Genomic DNA, 22,018 nt, shown 5'->3' with positions numbered 1-22,018 from the left:
CGAGCTCCTGTGCGAATTGAAGGGAGCGCTCCCGCAAACTGCCTATTGACAACTTATAGGAGCGTCGGTTTTGTTTTTGCAAATTCCGGAATGGTCGAGGGTGGCCGGTTTAACGTAGTAGATGGTCGCATTTCGTGGCAAACGGTCCGACCCAAGACCCAAGGCAGCCAACCTCGAATGGACATTCTCGAAGTTGCGGTGGAATACGGACTGAATTGGCACCTTAAAGGCAAAAACACTCCGTATTTCACCGCAAGTTATTGGGGGATGGGTTTTAGAGGCGGGCGAGGTCGTAGGCTTGGGCAGTTGCCTCGCCGGCGCAGATGAGGTTGGTTGTGGCTTCTTGCGGATCGAGTGCCTGCTCCAGATCCATGGGCTTGCGGCAAATCGGCAAAACCAAGTCGATACCCTGCTCATACACCGTGTCCAGGTTGACGGCGCGACCGCCCACGACGGCGACCACCGGCTTGCCATATCGCTTCGCACGACGAGCCACACCCACCGGCGCCTTACCGGCGGCGGACTGCTCGTCCATATTGCCCTCGCCCGTTATGACTAGGTCGACATCGCATACGCGCTCGTCAAACCCAATCAGATCGAGCACCGTCTCCACGCCCGAACGCAGCTCCGCGCCGAGCGCCAGCAGCGCGGCACCCAGGCCGCCGGCGGCACCGGCACCGGGCACGCCGAGCACCGAGCCAAATGTCCGTGCGCCCTTGGGCGTGCGCAGCAACCCCTGAGCCCGCGCCCTAGCAATTGCCGTATCGAGCAGGCGGCCGTAGCCGACCATCCAGCTGTCGCACTTGTGAAGCGCCTCGGCGTCATCTGTCGGCAGGCCTTTCTGCCCACCGAACACCGCTAGGGCGCCTCGGCGTCCCACAAGCGGATTCTCGACATCGGAAAGCACCACGACACGCGCGCCGTTCAGCGCCCGAAGCGCTGGCGCCAAATCGATACTCACCACGTGTTCGAGACCTGCGAGACCGGGAGCGATATTGCGGCCACACTCATCGACAAGGTGAGCGCCCAGCGCCTGCAGCATGCCGGCGCCGCCGTCGTTGGTGGCACTGCCGCCCAAGCCAATATAGATCGTCTTTGCACCCGCGCGAACCGCACGAAGCATCAGTTCGCCCACGCCATAGGTTGTGGCCGCCAACGCCGCCGACTCCGTGCAAGGCGAATACCCAATACCCGCCGCCTCGGCCATCTCGATTACGGCCGAGTCGCGCTCGTCGTCCACCAGCATCCGGGCAGACACGCGATCGCCTAAGGGGCCTGCAACCTCGTAGGTTGAGAGTTCGCCACCGCATGCGGCAATGGCATCGAGCGTTCCCTCGCCACCATCTGCCAGCGGCAATGCGGCCACCTGGGCATCGGGCCACACGCGGCGCACACCTTCGGCAACCGCCGACTCCGCCTGTGCACTCGAAACGCTGCCCTTAAAGGAGTCGATCGCCAACAGCACACGGCGGGGCCGGCGACACGCGACACCAAAGTCAACCGCCTCAACGGCAATATCTTCGGCACACGTGAGCGCCTCGGCATGAGCGGCATGCGCCTCAAGATCGGCCCCACAACCGCAGCCAGCACCATCGGCGCCACGCAGCCCACTAAAATAGCCGCTCAACACCTCACGACACTCATCCGCCAGCACGCCGGCGGTCACATTAAACCGATGGTTCAGGCGCGAATCGGCATTGAGGTCGTACAGCGAGCCCAGCGCACCCGCCCTGGCATCGGCCGCGCCATACACGCAGCGTCCCACGCGCGCGTTAACCATAAGCCCCGCACACATGCAGCAGGGTTCGAGCGTTACGTAGACCGTGCAATCGGAAAGGCGCCAGCGTCCAAGCGCCTGAGCGGCGGCGCACAGGGCCGCGAACTCTGCATGCGCCGAAGGGTCCTGATCGAGCTCGCGACGATTATGCGCCCGCGCGACAATCTCACCCGCGCGCACCACCACGGCGCCAATGGGCACTTCGCCCACTGCCGCGGCAGCGCGCGCCTCGGCCAGCGCCTCGCGCATGAACTTCTCGTCGATTTCGGTGATCGTCATCGTTCGCCTTCCCTGTTGCAAATTCAAAACGATGCTATCATTACGACTCACGGAGAGATGGCAGAGCGGTTGAATGCGGCGGTCTTGAAAACCGTTGAGCGCGAGAGCGTTCCGGGGGTTCGAATCCCCCTCTCTCCGCCACTTTAGTGATTCACCGGTGTCATGGTCCGCTCAAACAGTGCATCGACCACGTCGGCTATCTCGGGTCGACGCTCAAGATCGTGGCCCGATTCCCACCATATCGTGAAAAGTCGAATAATACCGCCGGCGACAAACTCAGACGTCGTCTCGAGTGACACGGGGGCCAGGGCATCCTCGGCAAGCATGTTCATCACACGCTCGCGGATGGAGCGGGCAATGCGGTCGCAAATAACGTTGGTCAACATACCCGACATGCTGCTTGCCAAAATGTTATCCATGAGCCGCTCGTGTGCCAGAATCAAATCCATGGCATCGTCCAAAATCGCGTGTCGAAGCGCGTGCACGTCCTCGGCAGACACTGCGCCGGCCTCATCGGGCTGTTTTTGCGGCAAGCCCGACATAAGCTCATCGATATAAAAGGCAAAGTAATCGTTCTTGTCGCGAAAATGCTTGTAGAACGTCGTGCGGCGAATCATGGCACGGTCGCACAGCATGGCAACCGTCAGGTCCTCAAAACGATGCTCTTCCAAAAGCTCGGTAAAGGCATCGAACAGGGAGCGGTAGGTTTTCTTAATGCGAAGGTCCACTGGTATCGCCATCCTCAGGGCAAAGACAACACTCGTCAATCTGTCGCATATCTTACACCTGTACCTCGCGCGCTTTGCCCCGGTGCCGACCCCGCCGAAAACACAACGCTTACCGGAAAGTTCGGCACGGCAAAACGTTGCGGGTATACTAGTAGCGTTATACCAACGGCAGCTGGCGCATGCCGCCGCGGCCATTCGAAACGGAGACATCATGCTTCCCGTCATCATCGGCATCGTTGTTGTCATTGTGATTGCCTGCGCCATCGCCGGCATCTACAACAACATGGTCACCAAGCGTAACCGCATCGATAACGCCTGGCAGAACATCGATACGCAGTTGCAGCGCCGCAACGACCTGATCCCCAACCTGGTCGAGACCGTCAAGGGCTACGCCAAGCACGAGCAGGAGACGCTCTCCGCCGTGATCAGCGCGCGTAACACCGCCGTCAAGGCCACCACGCCCGAGGCCAAGATGGAAGCCGACAACGTGCTGACCGGTGCGCTGCGCCAGCTCTTCGCCGTAGCCGAGGCCTATCCCGATCTTAAGGCAAACACCAACTTTACGCAGCTGCAGGCATCGCTCGAGGATACCGAGAACAAGATTAGCTATGCACGCCAGAGCTACAACGATTGCGTGCTCAGCTACAATAACGCCATTCAGACGTTCCCGGCTGTCATCTTTGCCGGCATCTTCCAGTTTAAGGAGCGCCAGGGCTTCGAGGCCGCCGAAGCAGCCCGCCAGGCCCCGACTGTCAAGTTCTAGTAGTTTGGCAGCGCATCCTTAATCGGCCAAATGCATAAACCGCCCCGTCGAATGCATACTTCGACGGGGCGGTTTCCTTTTTCGCGAAGGTCCCCCTCTAAGCGCCGTGCATTTTTAGGAGTATTCAACATAACCAAGAGCTTCGGGCGCCACGATAAGTGCCAAAGACCGCGAATATCCCTGCAAATCAAACGCTGTCAGCCCGTAACCCCGCCCATCATCCGTAGAAAACATCGAGAAATCCCGATTTTTTGCCCGAGGTCGGTATGCAGGGGCCTTCGATTGCAGAATACTCGCAAAAATGCACGTCGCCACCGGCCCCACATGGCGCGAAGCAAAACAAAAGGGCGACCTTCCTTTCCGGCGCACTCCGCAGGACGAAAGAACCTCCGCCGCACAAAGTGCGCAGCGGAGGTTCTTTCATGTCCGAGGACGCGCCGGAAAGGAAGGTCGCCCTCGGGCCGGACAGCTAAGACAGCTTACGCGACGGTGTAAACCCAGTTGTGCTTGTCCTCGACAGCACCGGACTGGATACCAGTCAGGGTCTCGCGAAGCTTCTTCATCACGGGACCGATCTCGGTGTAGCCAGCCGGGAAGGTCACGGTCTCGTCGGCACCATAGACCTTGTTGTCGATCTCGCCAACCGGGGAGATGACGGCAGCGGTGCCGCACAGGCCGCACTCCACAAAGGTGCCGGCCTTGACCTCGGCCCACTCGACGGGACGCTGCTCAACGGTCATACCCAGGTCCTGAGCAACCTGAACGAGCGAACGACGGGTGATAGAGGGCAGGATGGAGTCGGTGTGCGACTGCGGAACGACGAGCGTGCCGTCCTCCTTCACGAACAGGACGTTGGCGCCACCGGTCTCCTCGACATAGGTGCGGGACTCGGAGTCGAGATACAGGTTCTCGGCATAGCCCTCGCGATGGGCCTCCATCGTGGGCTTGAGGGACATGGCGTAGTTCAGGCCGGCCTTGATGTTGCCGGTGCCGTGAGGTGCCGCACGGTCATACTCGGAAACGCGCAGCTTGACGGGCTTGAGGCCACCCTTAAAGTACGGACCGACCGGGGTCACGAGAATGCGGAACGTGTACTCAGGAGCGGGAGCCACGCCGATCACGTCACCGGAGCCGATCATAAACGGACGCACGTACAGGGTCGCACCGGAACCGAAGGGCGGAACCCAGGCGGCGTTGGCAGAAACGACCTGCTTGACGGCTTCAACGAACTTGTCCTTGGGGAACGGGGGCATCTCGAGGCGCTGCGCAGAGTTGTACATACGCTCGGCGTTCATGTCGGGACGGAAGCAGACGATGCTGCCGTCCTCGGCGGTGTAGGCCTTCAGGCCCTCAAAGACCTCCTGGCAGTAATGGAAGATGCCGCCGCACTCGGAGACATGCAGGGTGTGGTCGGTGGTCAGGCCGCCCTCGTCCCACTCGCCATCCTTCCAATGAGCCTCGTAGCTGTAATCGGTCTTCATGTAGCCAAAGCCGAGGCTACCCCAATCGATATCCTTCTTCTCGACAGTCATATGTCGCTCCTTACATACACAGTTGCAAACTCGCGAACCCGCACGCAAGGACCGAGGCCGACCGCGTCGCAACGTCGCACGCCCGGAGCGTAGAGCCGGACGGGACACGCGAACAGCATCAAAGCCGATGGCACGTCGATTCGCATGCACGAGATTGTACTCCCCGTACGCGTCTGATAAAACGCTTTTCTTTAACTAAGTAAAGTATTTTCATTTGACCGAAACTAAAGAGGCCCGCCACCGTAAGCGGTGACGGGCCTCAACGGCACGGTTTGCGCGCTGGCTCGAGCTACGCGTTCTTTTTGCCCAGCTTAGCCTTAACCAGGCCGACCACGGTCGGGATGATCGACACGGCAACGATGCCGACGATTAGCAGCTCAAAGTGCTCCTGCACAAAGGGAATGCCACCAAAGAAGTAGCCCAGCAGTGTAAAGAGCGTTGACCAGGTAATGCCGCCCAGCACGTTAAAGATAACGAAGTTACGCCAGTGCATGCCGCCCATGCCGGCGATAAAGGGCACAAAGGTGCGGATAAACGGGAAAAAGCGGCCCAGGAAGATGGCCAGGTGACCCCACTTGTCCAAGAAGTCCTCGGACTTTTTGATGCGCTCGGGCGTCATGGCCTTGACCTTGCCCGAAGCGATGATCTTTTTGCCAAAGAAGTGGCCGATCATAAAGTTGCACTGATCACCCAAGATGGCAGCCGCCCATGCGACGGCCAGCAGGGCCACGATGTTAAAGCCGCCATTGTGGGCAAAGAAGCCCGAAGCAAACAGCAGTGAATCGCCGGGAAGGAACGGGAAGAACACCACGCCCGTCTCGATAAAGATGATCAGGAACACACAGCCGTAGGCCATAAGCGGGCCGGCGGCGATCCAGCTGGCGATCGCGGTGCGCGGGTCTTTGAGCAGCTCGGCAATAAAATTGATGAAACCCATGAAGTAAAACCTCTCAGTTGTGGGCGCGGATACGTCCAAGTTGACCAGTATACGGTTGCGGTGCCCCCTCGTGCGCAAACCCACAAAAGCATGACTCCATTACCAGCAAGTTTGCATAACTGACACCTGTAGCGCAAAGCCGCCAAGATTGTCCTTCCTAATCCCTAGCGAATCGCTATACTTTATTGAATCGCATTGCCATGGCGCTAAGGGAGGGCGGCCGGTGAGCTTTATCAATACCATTCGCGAGGACATCAAGACCGTCCAAGCGCAGGACCCCGCCGCGCAAAACGGTCTGGTCATCTTCCTTTCCTATCCTGGCCTGCACGCCAAGTGGAACCACGTGCCCGAGCACTGGCTCTGGGAGCACGGTCATCGCTCGCTCGCCCGCGTGCTCTCGCAAATCACCCGTCACATCACCGGCGTCGAGATTCATCCCGCCGCACAGATCGGCAAACATTTCTTTATCGACCACGCCATGGGTGTCGTCATCGGCGAGACCACCATTGTGGGTGACAACTGCGTGCTCTACCAGGGCGTCACGCTCGGCGGCACCGGCAACGAGACCGGCAAACGCCACCCAACGCTCGGCGATAACGTCACCGTGGGCACGGGTGCCAAGGTGCTCGGCAACATTCGCATCGGCAACAACGTCAAGATCGGCGGCAACTCGGTTGTCGTCAAGGACGTGCCCGACAACTGCACCGTCGTGGGCGTGCCGGGACGCATCATCAAGCGCAACGGCTGCCGCGTGTTCGAGGAGAGCTTCGATGCCAAGCAGCATCGCGAGTACATGCCCGACGATGCCGCCGAGCAATCCGCGCTCAACCGTCAAGGCATCACCGAGAACGCCCGCCGCGTCAAGGAACTCGAGCGAGAGGTGGCCGAGCTCAAGGCCCTCGTCGCCAAGCTCGCGGACGAACGCTAGGGCTGCGAACGGTACAAGCCCGCATCAACACAAGAAGGCGCGCCAGGGAATTCATCCCCGGCGCGCCTTTCTTTTTGATGTGACATGCGGGACTGTCCCTTTGCCACATTATGCGAACTGGCTCAGATAGAGGTCGGCGTAGGCACCCTCGGCAGCCAGCAGCTCCTTATGCGTGCCCTGCTCGATAATGTTGCCGTGATCCATGACCAAGATCAGGTCGGCATCAACAATCGTCGACAGGCGGTGCGCGATCACAAAGCTCGTGCGCCCGCGCATGAGCGCGTCCATGGCACGACCGATGGCAAGCTCGGTACGCGTATCCACGCTTGAGGTCGCCTCGTCCAGGATGAGAATCGCCGGGTTGTTGAGCAGCACGCGTGCGATGGTCAGCAGCTGACGCTGGCCCTGGCTGATGCTTTCGGCATCGTTGGCCACGCGCGTGTCGTAGCCCTGCGGCATGGTGCGCACAAAGAAGTCAACCTGGGCGGCGCGCGCAGCCGCAACAATCTCCTCGCGCGTTGCCTCGGGGCAGCCGTAGGCGATGTTCTCGGCAATCGTGCCATCGAACAGCCAGGCGTCCTGCAGCACCATGCCAAACTGCTGCCGTAGCTCGCCGCGATCCATGCGGCTCGTATCCACGCCGTCGAGCGTAATACGCCCGCCGTCAATCTCGTAGAAGCGCATGAGCAGGTTGATGAGCGTCGTCTTGCCTGCGCCCGTGGTTCCCACCACGGCAATCTTCTGGCCCGGCTCGGCGGTAAACGACACGTCGCGCATAAGCGGCTTGTCGGGCGAATAACCAAAGCGCACATGCTCAAAGGAGACGCGGCCCTCCACGCGACCCGGCAGCTTGGCGGCCTTGTCCGGCAGCGGATCGGCCTCCATCTCGGGCTCATCGAGCAGGTCGAACACGCGCTCGGCGCTCGCCAGCGCGCTCTGCAGCGAGTTAAAGGTAAACGACAGCTGCGTCATGGGCTCGGACGCCTCATAGATAAACTGGAAGAACGCCTGGAACACGCCGACGGTCATATGCCCGGCAACCAACATGCTGCAGCCCACAAGCGCAATAACGATCTGCGCCAAACGGCCGATAAAGCGCACTGCGGGGCCGACAGCATTGATCATAAAGTCGGCCTTGGTGCTCACACGAGCCAGTTCCTTCGAAGCCTCGTGCACCTCAGCGGAGCTCTGACGTTCGCGGTTAAACGCGCGGATCACCAGACGGCCCGAATAGCCTTCCTCGACCGCACTCGTAATCTTGGACACCCACTCCTGGCGCTCGCCCGTCACATCGTGTGTGCGGCGCGAGACGACCTTCGTCACCAGCAGCGACAGTGCCGTAAAGAACAGAAAGACGAGCGTAAGCTGCACGCTGAACACGAACATCACGCTCACAGCACCAACAACCGTGCCGATCGACACGAGCAGCTGCAGCAATCCGCGCTGCATGCTCTCGGACATCTTGTCCAGGTCGTTGGTCGCGCGGCTGACGACCTCGCCGGGACGATGCGCGTCAAAATAGGCGAGCGGCAGACGATTGAGCTTTTGGGCGATGCGGTTACGCAGACGCAGGTTGAGGCGTTCGGCCACGCTCGACATCAAAAAGCTCTGGAGCGCGTAGAACGAGGCAGCGGCCGTCCAAATCATAAAGTAGATGAAGATGGTCCTGCCGCAATTCTCCCAGGTGATGTTGAAGGTGGTGTCGTTGGCAAACGCCACCTGAATGTGGCCCCACAGCTCATCGATCACACGGGCGCTATATGCCGGCGCAGCGGTGTTAAAGATGGCATAGAACACAATGCTCGCGAACACGATATAGAAGCGCCAATGGTCGCCGGCAGCCTCGCTCCACAGGCGGCGCACCGTCGCCCAGGTGTCGCGGGGTTTCTCGTCTTCGTCTTCGTCGTCCACGTCGCGCATACGCTCTGCCTCAGCGCGAGCGCGCTCGTCCTCGGCGCGCTCGTTTTCCTCGTAGAGCGCTTGGCGGCGAGCCTCGCGCTCGGCTGCAGCCTTGGCGGCGTCATCCAGCTCGGTCGACGCGGCAGCCGTTTCCTCGACCAGTCCCGCGGCAGCGGTGTCATCAACGCCGCCCTGCTTCTTGAGCTCCTCGGTCATGCTACTCACCTCCCTTCATCTGCGATTCCGCGATGGCGCGGTACACCTCGCAGGTTTCCATAAGCTCGCCATGCGTGCCCAGACCCACAACCTCGCCATCCTTGAGCACGACGATCTGGTCGGCGTGCAAGATCGTCGAGATGCGCTGCGCGATGATGAGCACCGCAGCGTCACGCGTCTCGTCTTGCAACGCATGACGCAGGGCGGCATCAGTCTTAAAGTCCAGGGCCGAAAAACTGTCATCGAAGATATATAGATTGGCATGCTTCATGAGCGCACGGGCGATTGCCAAACGCTGGCGCTGGCCGCCCGAAAAGTTCGTACCGCCCTGCGCCACCGGGGTATCGAGCCCCTGCGGTTGGTCGAGTACAAAGGTGCTCTGGGCAACCTCAAGCGCGTGAAGCATGTCGCCCTCGGTCGCGCCTTCGTTACCAAAGCGAAGGTTGCTCGCCACCGTGCCCGAGAACAGCCACGCCTTCTGCGGCACATAGGCAATGCGCCCGCGGATTTCATCTTGCGTAAGCTCGCGCAGGTCCACACCATTCAGGCGAATGGAGCCCTTGGTGGCATCGTGGAAGCGCAGCAGAAGCTTTGCCACCGTCGATTTGCCCGAGCCTGTCGAGCCAACGATCGCAGTCGTCTGACCGCGACGGCAGGCAAAGCTCAGGTCGCACAGGGTGTCCTCGTCGGCATCGTCAAAGCGAAACGACATATGGTCGAACACAGCCACCGCATCGGCTTCGTCTTGGGGCTCGCGCGCCCCGTCATCCAGCGTGCGCTCGCCATCGACGATGCTCGGCTCAATCTCCAACACCTGCTGCGCGCGGTTGAGGCACGCCGCAGCGCGCGGAAGCGTCAGAATCACCATCTGCGCCATCATCACAAAGAACAGGATCAAGATCGCGTATTCCAACACGGCCGAGATGCTGCCGATTTGCATGGCGTGGACGCCCGCGCGGTTGCCGCCCACCCACAGCACCGCCACCTCGGCGATATTCATCAAAAAGAAGCTGGAACTGTCGAGACCCACAAACAGGTGGTTGACCTTGATGGCGTTGGCCGCGTAATCGCTAAACACCTCGTCCAGGCGCTGCTCCTCGTGGCGCTCCTTGTTAAATGCGCGGATGACGCGCACGCCCACGATGTTCTCGCGCAGCACCACGTTCATGCGGTCGATAAAGCTCTGCAGGCGCATAAAGATCGGCGCGGCGTTAGCCACCGTAAAGACCGCCGCCACCAGCACGATCGCAACGACCACACCCAGCAGCGTGCCCATGGCGGGATCGATGAACCAAGCAAAAATGATGCCTGCCACGGCCAAGAACGGCACCGGCAGCACCAACTGAATCGTCTGAAGGACAGCTTGCTGAATCACGTTGATGTCGTTGAGCGAGCGTGTGATCATCGAACCCGTGCCAAAGCGCTCAAAGTCGCTAGCCGCGAGTTCGAGCGACTTGTCGTACACGGCATTGCGGATATCGCAGGCCACGTTGGCGGCCAGGCGCGCCGAAAGATAGCAGCCCAGCACCGTGCCGCCGCTGGCCATGCCGGTCGCGATAAGCATGTACAGGCCGTTGCGTAAAATATAGTCGATATCGCCCGTGGTAATACCGGTGTTGACCATGTTCGCCAGCATCGTGGGAACCAACAGCGTACCGACGTTATCTATCAGCACCGCAAACAGCGTCACCGCAATCAGCCCGCGATACGGCCTCATAAACCTCATTAAGAGTCGCATGTCTCCCCTTCGCTCTTATCGTCAGCCTCGTTCTCAGCGGCCACTTGCCGTTTAAATGCCTCGCACTCTTCGTTAAGAACATGGGAGAACTTACCGACCAAGCGCATGATCTCGCGCTGTTCCCACGGCTCGAGCGCCTCGAATGCCTGTTGCTCGGCTTTTTGCGCTGGCAACGCGTAGCGCTTGGCAAACCGCACGCCTTCTTCGGTCAGTCGCACAACCTTGTTCTTACGACTACCTTCGGCAAACTCCAACGTCGCAAGCCCTCGCGCCCTAAGCGTCTTGATCGCCGAATTGATGGTCTGTTTGCTGTAGAACCATTCACTCGTCAGCCGACTCACGGCAACGCTTCCGCCCGCCGCACTCGTGTCGACGAGCATCCAGTAGGCGCAGTCCGAAAGACCGCAGGCGCGCGCGAACTCCGAATAGATACGGTCAGGCCCGTTGAGCATCCGGTCGAAATCGACCGGGCTAACTGCACTATTCATCTCTCCCACCATTCGATAGTCCGAGTTTTGACCAATTAATATCTCTTCATTAGTCCGAGTTTTGACTATCGTCAACAAGCTCGTTGTTTATGGTCGGCTCTACATAAGCATATCGACAAAAAAGACCGCCGGCGCGGGGGCGGCGCCGGCGGTTGCGAGAGAATATCGAGTGTTGGCTGTTAAGCAGCGACGGCCTCATAGACCGTAGCACCCGAGAAGCTGTCATGCAGGCTCTTGCCGGCAATCCACGGCAGCTCGACGACCTCGCAGACCGTGTTGACCAGCTCGGAGCAGTCAGTAAAGTGGCCCTTGTCGTTGAGGGCCTCGCAATCCTGAACACGCCAATAGCCATCGGTGTGCGTGATGTAGTACTCGTGATCGTTGATCGACACGAAAGCGCGCGTCTTGGAACGCAGCAGCTTCAGAAATCCTTCGAAATCGGTCTCGACGACATCTCCAGCCTGGAACATGATGTTACCTCCTGGCCCGGCGCCACCACGGCGCATTGATAAACGTTGGTACTCCTTTAGTAAAACCTTTATCAAAGGTTATGCGTTCGTCATTTAGGCAAGTGGTAAAAAACCGCAGGGTAGACGGGATAAAACGTTTAACCATCCCATTTGTTTGTCACATTCTGAAGGTACTTTTATGCAAACCTACTTTCCCAATTGGAATCTATCCTTTTGGCCGGGCAATTGACCGTCTATCGTTTAAGCCCGACGGGTATGAACGGGGCATCTGCAACGCCACCGCAAGGAGACACCATGGAGACTATCGAAGCACTCATTCACCGCCGCAGCTGCCGCAACTACAGCGATCGTCCCGTCGAGGCTGAAAAGCTTGCACGTATTATCGAAGCCGGCCAATATGCACCGAGCGGCATGGGCCGCCAGCCGGTGACGTTTGTCGCCGTCACCGACCCCGCGACCGTCGAGCATCTCTCACAGCTCAACGCCCAGGTCATGGACAGCAACAGCGACCCCTTCTATGGCGCCAAGACCGTTGTGGTGGTGCTGGTTGACCGCAGCGTGCCCACACATCTGGAAGACGGCTCGCTCGCCATGGGCAACTTGCTCAACGCCGCCTATGCACTGGGTGTCGATTCGTGCTGGATTCACCGCGCGCATGAGGTCTTTGACTCGCCCGAGGGCCTGGAGCTGCTGGCCAGCTGGGGCCTGCCCGCCGACGGCAGCCTGCGCGGCGTCGGTAACTGCATTCTTGGCTACGCCGAGGACACGCTACCCGAGGCAAAGCCGCGCCGCAACAACGTGGTGTACGTGAAATAGTACAGGAACGTCAGCAGGGGTAGCTAATTTGGGACGGGGCTATTTTAGCTACCCCACTCGCAACTTATATTGACGTCGCCGTTGTCGTTGTTTCGTTCGTCTGGGCCGTTTCGACGTCGTCGCCTTGCTTGTCTTCGTCCTTTTGCGCATCGGCGATGGTGGAGGCCGCCGCGACGATACCGCGCTGGGGCGCAACGCCCGTCTGGGTCTGTGCGCCCTCGACAACTTCTGTGCCTGCATGCGCGAGCTCGGGCGATTTAAACATTGCGTCCAAGTTGGCGCCACCGCCGGCATATCCGAGCGCAGCGAGCGCGATGACGATCACTGCAACGGCGGCCACAATCGGCACGTAGCGATGCCAGCCGGCGGGATTGAGCCCGCTGCGGCGAGCCGCCCCGCGGCTGATGTAGCCGAGCGTTCCGTCGTGCTTGAGCTTTGATCCCACCACGCGTTTGCGGCCCAACAGCGAGGACTCTGCCTGCATTGCCAAGCGGGCGCTTGCCGAAGGATAGCCGTATTTAGTGCGCTTGAACGAGCCATCAAACCCCGAGGCGTGTTTGCCCCACGTCACCGATGTTGTGCGTCGGTTGACCGGCGCGGCACTCCGCCTTCTGCGGCTCGGTTTTGAAGTCTCAGCCATATGCCCTCGCACGCCGTAACCAAATCGAAGCAATAACGCTTTGGACTGTAGCACACGCGTCGCGCGCGGTCACGGGCGCCTCGCTCAACGGTCATCGTCCTTCAGCAAGCGCCACAGCGTTGTACGGCTTATGCCCAGCACCTCCGCCGCACGGGTTCGGTTGCCGTGGAGATGATCTACAACCAGATGCGCGATATCTCGCTCGGTATCGGCCAGCGGTCGCAGGATATACAGGTCACTTTCGAGCGTCGGGGCGCCAAAGGTTGCGGTCTTAATCACGTCCTCTTGGGCGAGCACTTCCTCCGCCACAGCGCGGTCCACCGTGCCCGCCCCCACCAATATATACAGTCGTTCCGAGACCTCGCGGAGCTGCAGATAATTGCGCGGCCAGCGGTAAGCATCGAGCGTCTTCGTCGCCGCGACAGACAGCGTGGGCGCTGCCGTCCCAAATGCATCAGCGAGATATTCCAAATAGCGCGCAGCCTTCGTCGACGCGGCTCCCTGCTCGGCGATTGCCGGCGCCACGCTCACCGCACAGGCGAAGCGCTCGGTCACAAAGGCGGCTTGATCACTTTCGCCGCCGCCCGGCATGTCATTCGCCGTCAGCACCACATGGCAGCGCGTCGCCAACGCGGTGTCGGTCATCGTGGAGACAAGCTCGCGGAGGCGCTGGGGGCCAACCGCGTTCCAGCCCTCAATGCAAAGTGTCAGCCCCGTTTGGAACAGCGGCGATTCGGAGCTTTTGAGCACATGGCGCCAACCGCGATCGGTGAGTTCATCGAGCGCGACGGAAACAAAGGGTTGATCGACAAAAGGGCCAGCCAGATAGAGGCGCTTGGCAATCTCGACCTGACCAGCGCCAAGCTCGCCCTCGAGCATAAGGGGCACGCCGCGCGCATAGCTCTCGGCAACCGGCGCAGCCACCGAGGCCGCCCCCTCAACGATGCCGTACGCACTCGATTCGTAGCGGGCCTCAACTTCGTCGGCGTTGAGCCACTCGATGCCCGCATGCGCCGCGGCGCCGCGCACCTCGCGGACCACGACGACCCAAAGGCCCCCGCCCTCTTTGTCGGTGGGGCGAACGGTCAGGCTCAGGCGCGTACCCGCACGCCCCATAACAAGGCGCGCACCGTCTCCTATACGGTCGAGGCGTTCGGCAACAAAAGCCGCCACATCCCGCTCAAGTGCCGCGTCATTCATGGTCGAGATCGCGACGTCCCCACGCGCATCGATTGCCAATGCCGAGGCCCCGGCAGCAGCCAGGGCCCCAGTCAAGATGTTCAGCTTGGCATCGCTATCCATGATTTGCCCCTGTCCGCAGCGACGTGCAACCGCTGACGGTCGCACGACCAAGTGTTTCAAAATTGAACGATATTGCTCACCAAACACTATAGGGCAGAAAGCGCCGTCCTGCGAGTATAGGTGTTGCCCCGCATCGCCATCCTGGCGGGGCGATAAGAGCTCTTCGGGACTTATAAACCTGCGGACAAGCCATACCCGCAAGAGCTCCTATCGCTCCACCGTGAGAATGCGCTCACCGGCACGCAGCACGCAAATAAGCTACTTCTCTACCAGATTCCCAGCACGTGCTGCATTCCCAAACTCATGCACGCAATGCCAATCCAGCAGCAAAAGCCCAGCGCGATGGGCTTGCCGCCCTTTTTGATCAGCTCGACGATATCGGTATTAAAACCAATAGCCGCCATGGCCATCACGATAAAGAACTTCGACAGCTCCTTGATGGGCGCCGTAAAGGACGCGGGAAGCTGAAGCACCGTGGTGATCACGCTCGCCAGCACAAAGAACAGCACAAACATGGGAAACGCGCGTTTAATCGAGAACGTGCTTTTGGCGTCGCCGCCGGCCTTGCGCGCCAGATGCATCTGCCAGCAAGCAAGCGCCAACGTGATGGGAATAATGGCCAGCGTCCTGGTGAGCTTGACCACCGTGGCGCTCTCGAGCACATTGGCGCCGGGATGCATGCTGTCCCAAGCGCTCGCCGCGGCCGTTACGGACGAGGTGTCGTTGATGGCGGTGCCGGCAAACAGGCCAAAGCCCTCGTTGGTCAGCCCGAGCATGCCGCCGAGCGTCGGAAACACGAGCGCCGCGATAACGTTAAACAGGAAGATGACCGAAATGGCCTGGGCAATCTCGCGATCGTCGGCATCGATGACGGGTGCAGTCGCGGCGATAGCAGAACCGCCGCAAATCGACGAACCCACACCCACAAGCGTCGCGATCTTACCCGGCACATTCATAACGCGGCAGAGCACAAAGGCGATGACAAGCGAGGTCGAGATTGTCGCCACGATAATGGGCAGCGACTGGGCGCCCTTGGACAGGATCTGGGAGAGGTTCATGCCAAAGCCAAGCAGGATAACCGCGTACTGCAAGACTTTTTTGGACGTATAGGTAACGCCGGCGGCGAGCTGTTCGCGACGATTCTTGGGAAAGACGAGCGCCAGGACCATGCCAAAGAGGATGGCAAATACCGGACCGCCGACCACTTCAATCTGTTTGCCGAGCAACGTCGCGGGGATAGCGATGATCAGGCAGAACAAGACGCCTTTCCAGCGCTCGCGTACGATATTTGCCAGTTGCATATGGGATTCCTTCTTTCTATTTCACGTTTGCGACGGCTTATGATACGGCAACATTGAGCGCAGCCTTGCGCAAACACAGACTAAGATGCCGCAATAGTTCTCGGGCGACAGCCGAATTACCCACCGCGGAGAGCTGATTCGCGGCATAATTAACAACTGACATATGAGTTTGATAGAACAGTTGCGAGGCGCTATGGAAGAATCGATGCACGTCGGCGAGCAGGAAACGAGCCTACAGGACCAGTCCTACCACACCATTCGACGCAAAATCGTCTACCTGGACTACAAGCCGGGCGAAAAGCTGGGCGTCAAGCAACTCTGCGACGACCTGGATATGGGTCGCACGCCCGTGCGCGAGGCTTTGGTTCGCTTGGCGCAGGAAGGCCTGGTGCGCACCGTGCCCCAGAGCGGCACCTACGTCTCACCCATCAACCTCACCCTTGCCGAGAGTGCCTGTTACATCCGCGAACATCTGGAAAAGCAGGTGATCGTGGAATGCTGTGCGCGCGCCACGTCGGCCGGCATCGAGCAGCTCGACCGCGCCATCGCGCTGCAGGAAAAGGCCATGGCCGAAGAGGATCGCATCGGCTTCTTTTTGAGCGACAACCTCATGCATCACATGATTTTTAGCATCGCATGTCGCAGCACCGTGTGGTCGTGGCTCGAAGAGACCAATGCCGACCTGGAGCGCTTCCGCTGGCTGCGCGCTGCCACGCAGGTTCTCGACAATCAGGACATCGTGAACGAGCACAAGCAGATTCGCCGCGCTATCGCCGGTCGCGACCCCATCGAAGCGAGCTTTTTGGTCAGCAAGCACCTGCACATGATGTTCCGCAACCAAACCGAGGTTCTGGACCAGTTCCCCGAGTACTTCGAGACCAGTAAGCTCCGCTAACCTGCCAAATAGGGACAGGTTCATTTTGGCAGGTTTTATCCGGGCAAATGCAACAAGGCCCGGCTCCGTCTTGATGCGGAGCCGGGCCTTAGTCGCTAGAACGGCGGAACCAACTACTCTACCGTGACGCTCTTGGCGAGGTTTCGGGGCTGGTCAACGTCGCAACCGCGCAGGATGGCGACCTCGCGGGCGAGCAGCTGCAGCGGGACACTCGCCGTGATGGGGCTGAACACGTCGCGGACTGCTGGCACGCGGATAATGCAGTCGGCGATCTTGTTGATCTCCTCGTCGCCCTCGGTGGCAACGACGATGACCTTGGCACCGCGCGCCTTGCACTCCATAAGGTTCGACACGGTCTTGTCGTAGGTGGCACTCTTGGTGGCCACAGCGATGACAGGGAAGCCCGGGTCGATCAGGGCAATGGGGCCGTGCTTCATCTCGCCGGCGGCGTAGGCCTCGGCGTGCAGGTAGCTGACCTCCTTGAGCTTGAGCGCACCCTCGTAGGAAATAGCGGCACCCATGCCGCGGCCCACGAACAGCGCCGACTGCGCATCCTTGCACAGCAGGGCAGCCTCATGCACGGCATCGGTCTGCGTGTCCAAAATCCACTGGATCTGCTCGGCAGTATCGGAAAGCTCGCGGAACAGCATGCGTGCCTGTTTGGTGGTCAGGCGGTACTTGACCTGCGCCAGCAGCAGGGCCAGCAGCGTCAGGCTCACAACCTGGCCGATGAAGCTCTTGGTCGAGGCGACCGCGATCTCCTTGTTGGCCTTGGTGTAGATGACGCCGTCGCTCTCACGCGCCACGGGGCTGCCCACCACGTTGGTGATGCCGAAGACCTTGGCACCCTTGATGCGCGCGTCGCGAATGGCGGCAAGGGTATCGGCCGTCTCGCCCGACTGGGACACGGCAACGACAAGCGTCGTCGGCGTAATGATGGGGTTGCGATAACGGAACTCGCTGGCCGCCTCCACCTCGGTGGGGATGCGAGCCCAGCCCTCAATGAGATTCTTGGCAATGAGGCCAGCGTGATAGCTGGTGCCGCAAGCGATCACGTAGACGCGGTCGATGTCGTTGAGCTCCTCGAGCGAAAGGCCCAGCTCGTCGATGTCGAGCTCGCCGGCCGGCGTCATACGACCAACCAGCGTGTCGCGCACGACGCGCGGCTGCTCGTGAATCTCCTTGAGCATAAAGTCGGGATAACCGCCTTTTTCTGCCATGTCCAGGTCCCAATCGATGTGGGTGACCTTGGGCTCGATAACGTTGCCGGCCTCGTCGGTGTACTCGACGCCTGCGGGCGTGAGCTTGGCAAACTGACCGTCCTCGAGCACCACGACATCGCGGGTGGCGTCGATGAGCGCGATGACATCGGAGGCGACATAGGAGCCGGTTTCGCCCACACCGACTACGATCGGGGAATCCTTGCGGGCCACGGCGATCACGCCGGGCTCGTCAGCGCACACGGCGGCCAGACCATAGGCACCGACCACGTGGGTGCAAGCCTCGCGCACGGAGGCCATCAGGTCGTGCGTCTCGGCATAGGCCTCTTCGATCAGATGCGCGAAGACCTCGGTATCGGTCTCGCTCTTAAAGTGGTGGCCTCGACCCTCCAACTCTTCGCGCAGCTCGGCGAAGTTCTCGATGATGCCGTTGTGGACGATGGCGATACGACCGTCGCAGCTGGTGTGGGGGTGAGCGTTAACGACGGAGGGCTTGCCGTGGGTGGCCCAACGGGTGTGGCCGATACCGCAGGTAGCGTCGCTGTCGATGTTGGAAAGCTCGCTCTCCAAGCCCGCGACCTTGCCCACGCGGCGGATGACGTCGAGGTGCACCGCGGCGTCCTCGCCCACCTCGAGCGCGACGCCCGAGGAGTCATAGCCGCGATACTCCATACGCTTGAGGCCCGTGACCAGGATGTTCTTTGCAATATCAGAGCCGGTGTAGCCGACGATTCCGCACATAAGATAAATCCCTTCGTTCGCGTGACTGCAAGACGTCCACGCACAAAGGGCGCTGAGACGTACAACGTTCGAGTATTGTACTCACGCAAACGCAAGCTGATATACCAGAAGTGGTATCTCAACTTAGATACCACTCGATGCACACACGTCCAGCCGGTCCAAACCACCACAAAGGTACCTGCCCCCTTCGTGGTGGTCGCGCTGGCAACAGCGTTTCCCCAGATAAAACCTGCCAAAATAAACCTGTCCCTTTTTGGAAGGTTTGGGATGCTACAATCTGGCTTGTACTTGAAACGCATCAAAGGGGCCGCTATGGCAAAGGTTAAAATCAGCGACGTCGCGCGCGAAGCCGGGGTTTCGTTGGGCACGGTTTCCAACGCGCTCAACCATCCCGAAAAGCTGCGCCCCGAGACCCTCAAGCTCATCAACGAGACCATCAGTCGCCTTGGCTACCTGCCCAACCAAAGCGCTCGTCAGCTCGCGGGCGGCGCCACCAAGTCCTTTGGCCTGGTGCTCCCCCGTCTCGATCACGGCTTTTCGCTCCAAATCGCCAGCGGCGCCCACAACGAGGCCCGCAAGCACGGCTACGACTTGCTCATCGCCAACGCCGATAACGACGATATTCTCGAGGACCATTACCTGCGCTACTTTATGGGCACCCAGATGTCCGGCGTCATGGTTCAGCCCATGGCATCCCCCGACTGGCACCCCGCCATGACCAAGATGCCCGTGCCGATCGTCCATCTGGACATCCATTGCTCTGAGCCCGGCTACTACGTAGCGGCCGACAACGAGGCCCAGGGTCGCATCATTGCCGAGCTTGCTATCGCCCGCGGCGCGCACCATATTGTCGTCGTCGGCCGAGCAGCATTTATGCAACTCACCCTGCGCGTCCTTGGCATTCATAAGGCGCTCGCCCTGCACCCCGATATCAAGATCGAAGTCATCGACGCCGGCGAATGGAATACCGCTGCCGACGGCTACGGCATCGGTGCCCAAATCGCCGAGCGCCCCGCGGACGAACGTCCCGATTTTGTCGTCGGTCTGACCGATGTGTTGGCCTCGGGCGTCGTTTCGGCACTGGTCGACAAGGGCATCTCTGTCCCCGGGCAAGTACGCGTGGCCGGATGCGACGGCAACCCGCTCGCTTGGAGCGGATCGGTCCCGCTCACTACGGTAGCGCCCCCGGGCTACGAGATTGGCCGCAAGGGTGTCCAACTGCTGATGGAGCAAATCGAGAACAAGGCCCCGGCAAAGATCAAGCATATCCGTGTCGGCTCCGCAGCGCGTACCGTCACCGCAGTCGCCGCCGAGGATATCAACCGCCAAGAACTGGTACGTCCGTTCCTACTGGAACGCGCCAGCACCCAGGCAAGCAGCCAGACCGACGCCACGGCCATCAACCTCGGTGCGTATCTATAGCACGCCCGCGAGTATGCTAAGTCGCCGCTTAAGCAAAAGGGGCCCGACCATTGCCGGACCCCTTTTGCTTAAGCGCAAACGTAAGCAATTGCTCGTTTCAACGCCGCAATTGTCTAGCGCACGGCCTTGACCGCCGCCGCCAGATCGAACAGCGTATCGAGCACGGCCTCGCAGCCATCCACCACGTCCTGCGGCAGCGGCACGATATCGGGGACGGCAAAGACATGGCAGCCGGCCGTAATGCCCGAGACGCAGCCGTTGCGCGAATCCTCGACCACGGCACATTCCTCGGGAGCAAAGCCCGCGCGCTCGCAGGCAAGCAGATACATCTCGGGGTCGGGCTTGCCGTGCACGACGTCCTCGCCACACGTTACCGTTTCAAACTTGTCAAAGAGGCCAACCATCTTAAGGTTGCGCTCGGCCGTAACGAGGCGCGACGACGTCGCTAGACCAACGTGATAGCCCGCAGCCAGCAGCTCGTCTAGGCACTCGGCGGCGCCGGCCTTAAGTTCCAGTTCGGTCTTGACCATCTCGTCGCGAATCTCCTTGTGGCGACGATAGATCGCCTCGGTGGTTTCGTGGCTGCCGCAATGCTCATCAAGGATATCCATAACATCGGGCAGCGTGCGGCCGATAAACTGATGGATCAGCGCTTCATCAATCGCGAGCCCCAGCTCAGCGGCGCCTGCCTTCCAGGCCTTAATCCCCAAACGCTCGGTATCGACCAGCGTTCCATCCATGTCAAAAATAACAGCCTTGATCATATCGGTCCCCCATCGACTCTCGCTGTCGCGTTGCTGTAACTCTACCGCATTTGGCAACTTGTATATAACGTATATACCATATTGCACTTTCGTTACATAGGTAGAAGTCTTATGGCAAGTAACGCATTAGGATTATAGTTTTCGATCGAGTACTCAACGATAAGGACCGTTTCATGATTTTAGACACCACGGCACCCGCAGAGGAGCTTCAAGACAAGCTATCGGCGCTCGAACAGCTGCTTTTGGCATACGGGCGCGTGGCTATCGGGTTTTCCGGCGGCGTTGACAGCAGCTTTTTGGCCGCCGTATGCGCCCGCATCATGCCTACCAATACCCTCCTCGTCCATCTCACCACGCCGCTCATCGGCACGCCCGAGCAGGCCTCGTTTGAGCGGTCCGTTGATGGACAAGCCAATGAAGGGGCACATTTTAAGCTCCCCGTGCTCAATCTTTCGGTCGATCAGCTGCAGCTCCCCCAAGTAGCCTGCAACGATGCTAATCGCTGCTACCACTGCAAGCACGCTGGCTTTACCGCCATCGTCAACCACGCCAAGTCGCTCGGCTTTCCCACCGTCATCGATGGCAGCAATGCAAGCGATCGCGGTGACTACCGCCCCGGCATGCGTGCGGCAGAAGAGCTCGGCGTACGCTCACCCCTTATGGAGGTCGGCTTTACCAAGGACGAAGAGCGCGAGCTGCTGCGCGCATGGGGTTATCCCGTTTGGAACCTGCCGGCGGGAGCATGTCTTGCCACGCGCGTCCCCACGGGCGAGGAGCTTACGCGCGAGAAGGTCTCCCTGATTCGCGCCTGCGAGGATTACCTGCACGATCTTGATCTGGCACAGGTACGCGCGCGCCTGGTCGGCGGCTGCATGCATATCGAGGCCGCACCCGCAGATGTCGCCAAGATTGCCACCCTCGGCGGTGCCGCCGTCGACGACAAGGGCAAGACCCCGCTGCCCGCCGTTATCAAGTCCGCGCTGCGCGAACTGGGCTGCGACCATATCTCCCCCGAGGTCACCCCCTACATTCACGGCAACATGAATCTTTAAGTTACGCCGTTTTACAAACGGCGTAACCGCTCGGCGCTGCGCAGGCCCCGGGCACGGCAATCTGACGCTCAACTTCACGGGCGCGACCAAAAGGTCAGCGCCCGCTTGTT

At 60.2% G+C, this 22,018-nt stretch carries 19 protein-coding genes and 1 tRNA gene; 7 read left to right on the top strand and 13 right to left on the bottom strand.

The features are described 5' to 3' along the window. Positions 1 to 274 precede the first annotated feature (274 nt). Positions 275 to 2,056 carry a tRNA adenosine(34) deaminase TadA gene (gene tadA, locus AB5750_RS07345; protein WP_368154967.1) on the bottom strand — a complete coding sequence of 594 codons (1,782 nt, stop codon included), beginning with the start codon at positions 2,054 to 2,056 and terminating at the stop codon, positions 275 to 277. Between the two features lie 51 nt (positions 2,057 to 2,107). Between tadA and AB5750_RS07340 the strand changes: the two genes are divergently transcribed. Further along, positions 2,108 to 2,197: transfer RNA gene (locus AB5750_RS07340), tRNA-Ser, on the top strand. Positions 2,198 to 2,199: 2 nt separating this feature from the next. Here the strand turns inward: AB5750_RS07340 and AB5750_RS07335 are convergent. Continuing rightward, positions 2,200 to 2,784 carry a TetR/AcrR family transcriptional regulator gene (locus AB5750_RS07335; RefSeq protein ID WP_368145953.1) on the bottom strand — a complete coding sequence of 195 codons (585 nt, stop codon included), beginning with the start codon at positions 2,782 to 2,784 and terminating at the stop codon, positions 2,200 to 2,202. 211 nt (positions 2,785 to 2,995) lie between these two features. Between AB5750_RS07335 and AB5750_RS07330 the strand changes: the two genes are divergently transcribed. Next, positions 2,996 to 3,547, top strand: coding sequence for a LemA family protein (locus AB5750_RS07330; protein ID WP_171021549.1), 552 nt, complete (start codon positions 2,996 to 2,998; stop codon positions 3,545 to 3,547). A gap of 479 nt (positions 3,548 to 4,026) precedes the next feature. On the opposite strand, the gene AB5750_RS07325 is transcribed toward AB5750_RS07330, so the two are convergent. After that, positions 4,027 to 5,079, bottom strand: coding sequence for a branched-chain amino acid aminotransferase (locus tag AB5750_RS07325; RefSeq protein WP_368145954.1), 1,053 nt, complete (start codon positions 5,077 to 5,079; stop codon positions 4,027 to 4,029). Between the two features lie 289 nt (positions 5,080 to 5,368). Beyond that, positions 5,369 to 6,016: a VTT domain-containing protein gene (locus AB5750_RS07320; protein WP_117800261.1), complete on the bottom strand. Its 648-nt coding sequence runs from the start codon at positions 6,014 to 6,016 to the stop codon at positions 5,369 to 5,371. Positions 6,017 to 6,239: 223 nt separating this feature from the next. Here AB5750_RS07320 and cysE point away from each other — a divergent pair, with 223 nt between their 5' ends. Further along, a complete protein-coding gene (cysE, locus tag AB5750_RS07315; protein ID WP_349110954.1) occupies positions 6,240 to 6,944 on the top strand; it encodes a serine O-acetyltransferase in 705 nt (234 codons plus the stop codon). Between the two features lie 108 nt (positions 6,945 to 7,052). Here cysE and AB5750_RS07310 read toward each other — a convergent pair whose 3' ends face one another. From AB5750_RS07310 to AB5750_RS07295, 4 genes are all read right to left on the bottom strand, one after another. Further along, positions 7,053 to 9,059: an ABC transporter ATP-binding protein gene (locus AB5750_RS07310; protein WP_368145955.1), complete on the bottom strand. Its 2,007-nt coding sequence runs from the start codon at positions 9,057 to 9,059 to the stop codon at positions 7,053 to 7,055. 1 nt (position 9,060) lies between these two features. Beyond that, positions 9,061 to 10,785: an ABC transporter ATP-binding protein gene (locus tag AB5750_RS07305; RefSeq protein WP_368154965.1), complete on the bottom strand. Its 1,725-nt coding sequence runs from the start codon at positions 10,783 to 10,785 to the stop codon at positions 9,061 to 9,063. Further along, positions 10,785 to 11,285 (bottom strand): MarR family winged helix-turn-helix transcriptional regulator, encoded by a 501-nt coding sequence (locus AB5750_RS07300; RefSeq protein ID WP_368145957.1) that lies wholly within the window; start codon positions 11,283 to 11,285, stop codon positions 10,785 to 10,787. The genes AB5750_RS07305 and AB5750_RS07300 overlap by 1 nt, the downstream gene beginning before the upstream one ends. A 179-nt stretch (positions 11,286 to 11,464) precedes the next feature. Beyond that, on the bottom strand, positions 11,465 to 11,755 hold the full coding sequence (locus AB5750_RS07295) for a hypothetical protein (RefSeq protein WP_006235631.1): 291 nt from the start codon (positions 11,753 to 11,755) through the stop codon (positions 11,465 to 11,467). A 294-nt stretch (positions 11,756 to 12,049) separates the two neighbouring features. On the opposite strand from AB5750_RS07295, the gene AB5750_RS07290 reads away from it, so the two are divergent. Beyond that, on the top strand, positions 12,050 to 12,571 hold the full coding sequence (locus AB5750_RS07290) for a nitroreductase family protein (protein ID WP_196033289.1): 522 nt from the start codon (positions 12,050 to 12,052) through the stop codon (positions 12,569 to 12,571). A gap of 64 nt (positions 12,572 to 12,635) precedes the next feature. Here AB5750_RS07290 and AB5750_RS07285 read toward each other — a convergent pair whose 3' ends face one another. The 3 genes from AB5750_RS07285 to AB5750_RS07275 all read right to left on the bottom strand — a co-directional run bounded on the left by AB5750_RS07285 (position 12,636) and on the right by AB5750_RS07275 (position 15,814). Beyond that, positions 12,636 to 13,211: a hypothetical protein gene (locus tag AB5750_RS07285; protein ID WP_368145958.1), complete on the bottom strand. Its 576-nt coding sequence runs from the start codon at positions 13,209 to 13,211 to the stop codon at positions 12,636 to 12,638. A gap of 84 nt (positions 13,212 to 13,295) precedes the next feature. Next, positions 13,296 to 14,513: a helix-turn-helix domain-containing protein gene (locus AB5750_RS07280; protein ID WP_368145959.1), complete on the bottom strand. Its 1,218-nt coding sequence runs from the start codon at positions 14,511 to 14,513 to the stop codon at positions 13,296 to 13,298. 266 nt (positions 14,514 to 14,779) lie between these two features. Continuing rightward, complete coding sequence (locus AB5750_RS07275) at positions 14,780 to 15,814, bottom strand: YeiH family protein (RefSeq protein WP_368145960.1); 1,035 nt, start codon at positions 15,812 to 15,814, stop codon at positions 14,780 to 14,782. Positions 15,815 to 16,007: 193 nt separating this feature from the next. Here AB5750_RS07275 and AB5750_RS07270 point away from each other — a divergent pair, with 193 nt between their 5' ends. After that, the gene (locus AB5750_RS07270; RefSeq protein ID WP_226790702.1) at positions 16,008 to 16,709 is read left to right on the top strand and encodes a GntR family transcriptional regulator; all 702 of its coding nucleotides are present in this window, start codon (positions 16,008 to 16,010) and stop codon (positions 16,707 to 16,709) included. A gap of 113 nt (positions 16,710 to 16,822) precedes the next feature. Here AB5750_RS07270 and glmS read toward each other — a convergent pair whose 3' ends face one another. Next, on the bottom strand, positions 16,823 to 18,670 hold the full coding sequence (glmS, locus tag AB5750_RS07265; protein WP_368145961.1) for a glutamine--fructose-6-phosphate transaminase (isomerizing): 1,848 nt from the start codon (positions 18,668 to 18,670) through the stop codon (positions 16,823 to 16,825). 312 nt (positions 18,671 to 18,982) lie between these two features. Between glmS and AB5750_RS07260 the strand changes: the two genes are divergently transcribed. Further along, complete coding sequence (locus AB5750_RS07260; protein WP_227790790.1) at positions 18,983 to 20,092, top strand: LacI family DNA-binding transcriptional regulator; 1,110 nt, start codon at positions 18,983 to 18,985, stop codon at positions 20,090 to 20,092. Between the two features lie 113 nt (positions 20,093 to 20,205). On the opposite strand, the gene AB5750_RS07255 is transcribed toward AB5750_RS07260, so the two are convergent. After that, on the bottom strand, positions 20,206 to 20,856 hold the full coding sequence (locus AB5750_RS07255; RefSeq protein ID WP_368145962.1) for an HAD family hydrolase: 651 nt from the start codon (positions 20,854 to 20,856) through the stop codon (positions 20,206 to 20,208). Positions 20,857 to 21,029: 173 nt separating this feature from the next. Between AB5750_RS07255 and larE the strand changes: the two genes are divergently transcribed. Continuing rightward, on the top strand, positions 21,030 to 21,908 hold the full coding sequence (gene larE / locus AB5750_RS07250) for an ATP-dependent sacrificial sulfur transferase LarE (RefSeq protein WP_368145963.1): 879 nt from the start codon (positions 21,030 to 21,032) through the stop codon (positions 21,906 to 21,908). Positions 21,909 to 22,018: the final 110 nt, after the last annotated feature.

The sequence above is a fragment of the Collinsella aerofaciens genome, assembly GCF_040926185.1.
In the GTDB taxonomy this organism is placed as follows: domain Bacteria; phylum Actinomycetota; class Coriobacteriia; order Coriobacteriales; family Coriobacteriaceae; genus Collinsella; species Collinsella aerofaciens_BC.
Note: the sequence above shows the minus strand (reverse complement) of the source record. Positions and strands in the feature narration are given on the sequence as shown.

Coding starts and splice junctions, on each gene's coding strand:
- AB5750_RS07270 (WP_226790702.1), top strand. CDS start 16,008: ATGGAAGAATCGATGCACGTCGGCGAGCAGGAAACGAGCCTACAGGAC.
- glmS (WP_368145961.1), bottom strand. CDS start 18,670: ATGTGCGGAATCGTCGGCTACACCGGCTCTGATATTGCAAAGAACATC.
- AB5750_RS07285 (WP_368145958.1), bottom strand. CDS start 13,211: ATGGCTGAGACTTCAAAACCGAGCCGCAGAAGGCGGAGTGCCGCGCCG.
- AB5750_RS07260 (WP_227790790.1), top strand. CDS start 18,983: ATGGCAAAGGTTAAAATCAGCGACGTCGCGCGCGAAGCCGGGGTTTCG.
- AB5750_RS07330 (WP_171021549.1), top strand. CDS start 2,996: ATGCTTCCCGTCATCATCGGCATCGTTGTTGTCATTGTGATTGCCTGC.
- AB5750_RS07305 (WP_368154965.1), bottom strand. CDS start 10,785: ATGAGGTTTATGAGGCCGTATCGCGGGCTGATTGCGGTGACGCTGTTT.
- larE (WP_368145963.1), top strand. CDS start 21,030: ATGATTTTAGACACCACGGCACCCGCAGAGGAGCTTCAAGACAAGCTA.
- AB5750_RS07320 (WP_117800261.1), bottom strand. CDS start 6,016: ATGGGTTTCATCAATTTTATTGCCGAGCTGCTCAAAGACCCGCGCACC.
- AB5750_RS07300 (WP_368145957.1), bottom strand. CDS start 11,285: ATGAATAGTGCAGTTAGCCCGGTCGATTTCGACCGGATGCTCAACGGG.
- AB5750_RS07255 (WP_368145962.1), bottom strand. CDS start 20,856: ATGATCAAGGCTGTTATTTTTGACATGGATGGAACGCTGGTCGATACC.
- tadA (WP_368154967.1), bottom strand. CDS start 2,056: ATGACGATCACCGAAATCGACGAGAAGTTCATGCGCGAGGCGCTGGCC.
- AB5750_RS07280 (WP_368145959.1), bottom strand. CDS start 14,513: ATGGATAGCGATGCCAAGCTGAACATCTTGACTGGGGCCCTGGCTGCT.
- AB5750_RS07275 (WP_368145960.1), bottom strand. CDS start 15,814: ATGCAACTGGCAAATATCGTACGCGAGCGCTGGAAAGGCGTCTTGTTC.
- AB5750_RS07290 (WP_196033289.1), top strand. CDS start 12,050: ATGGAGACTATCGAAGCACTCATTCACCGCCGCAGCTGCCGCAACTAC.
- AB5750_RS07310 (WP_368145955.1), bottom strand. CDS start 9,059: ATGACCGAGGAGCTCAAGAAGCAGGGCGGCGTTGATGACACCGCTGCC.
- AB5750_RS07295 (WP_006235631.1), bottom strand. CDS start 11,755: ATGTTCCAGGCTGGAGATGTCGTCGAGACCGATTTCGAAGGATTTCTG.
- AB5750_RS07325 (WP_368145954.1), bottom strand. CDS start 5,079: ATGACTGTCGAGAAGAAGGATATCGATTGGGGTAGCCTCGGCTTTGGC.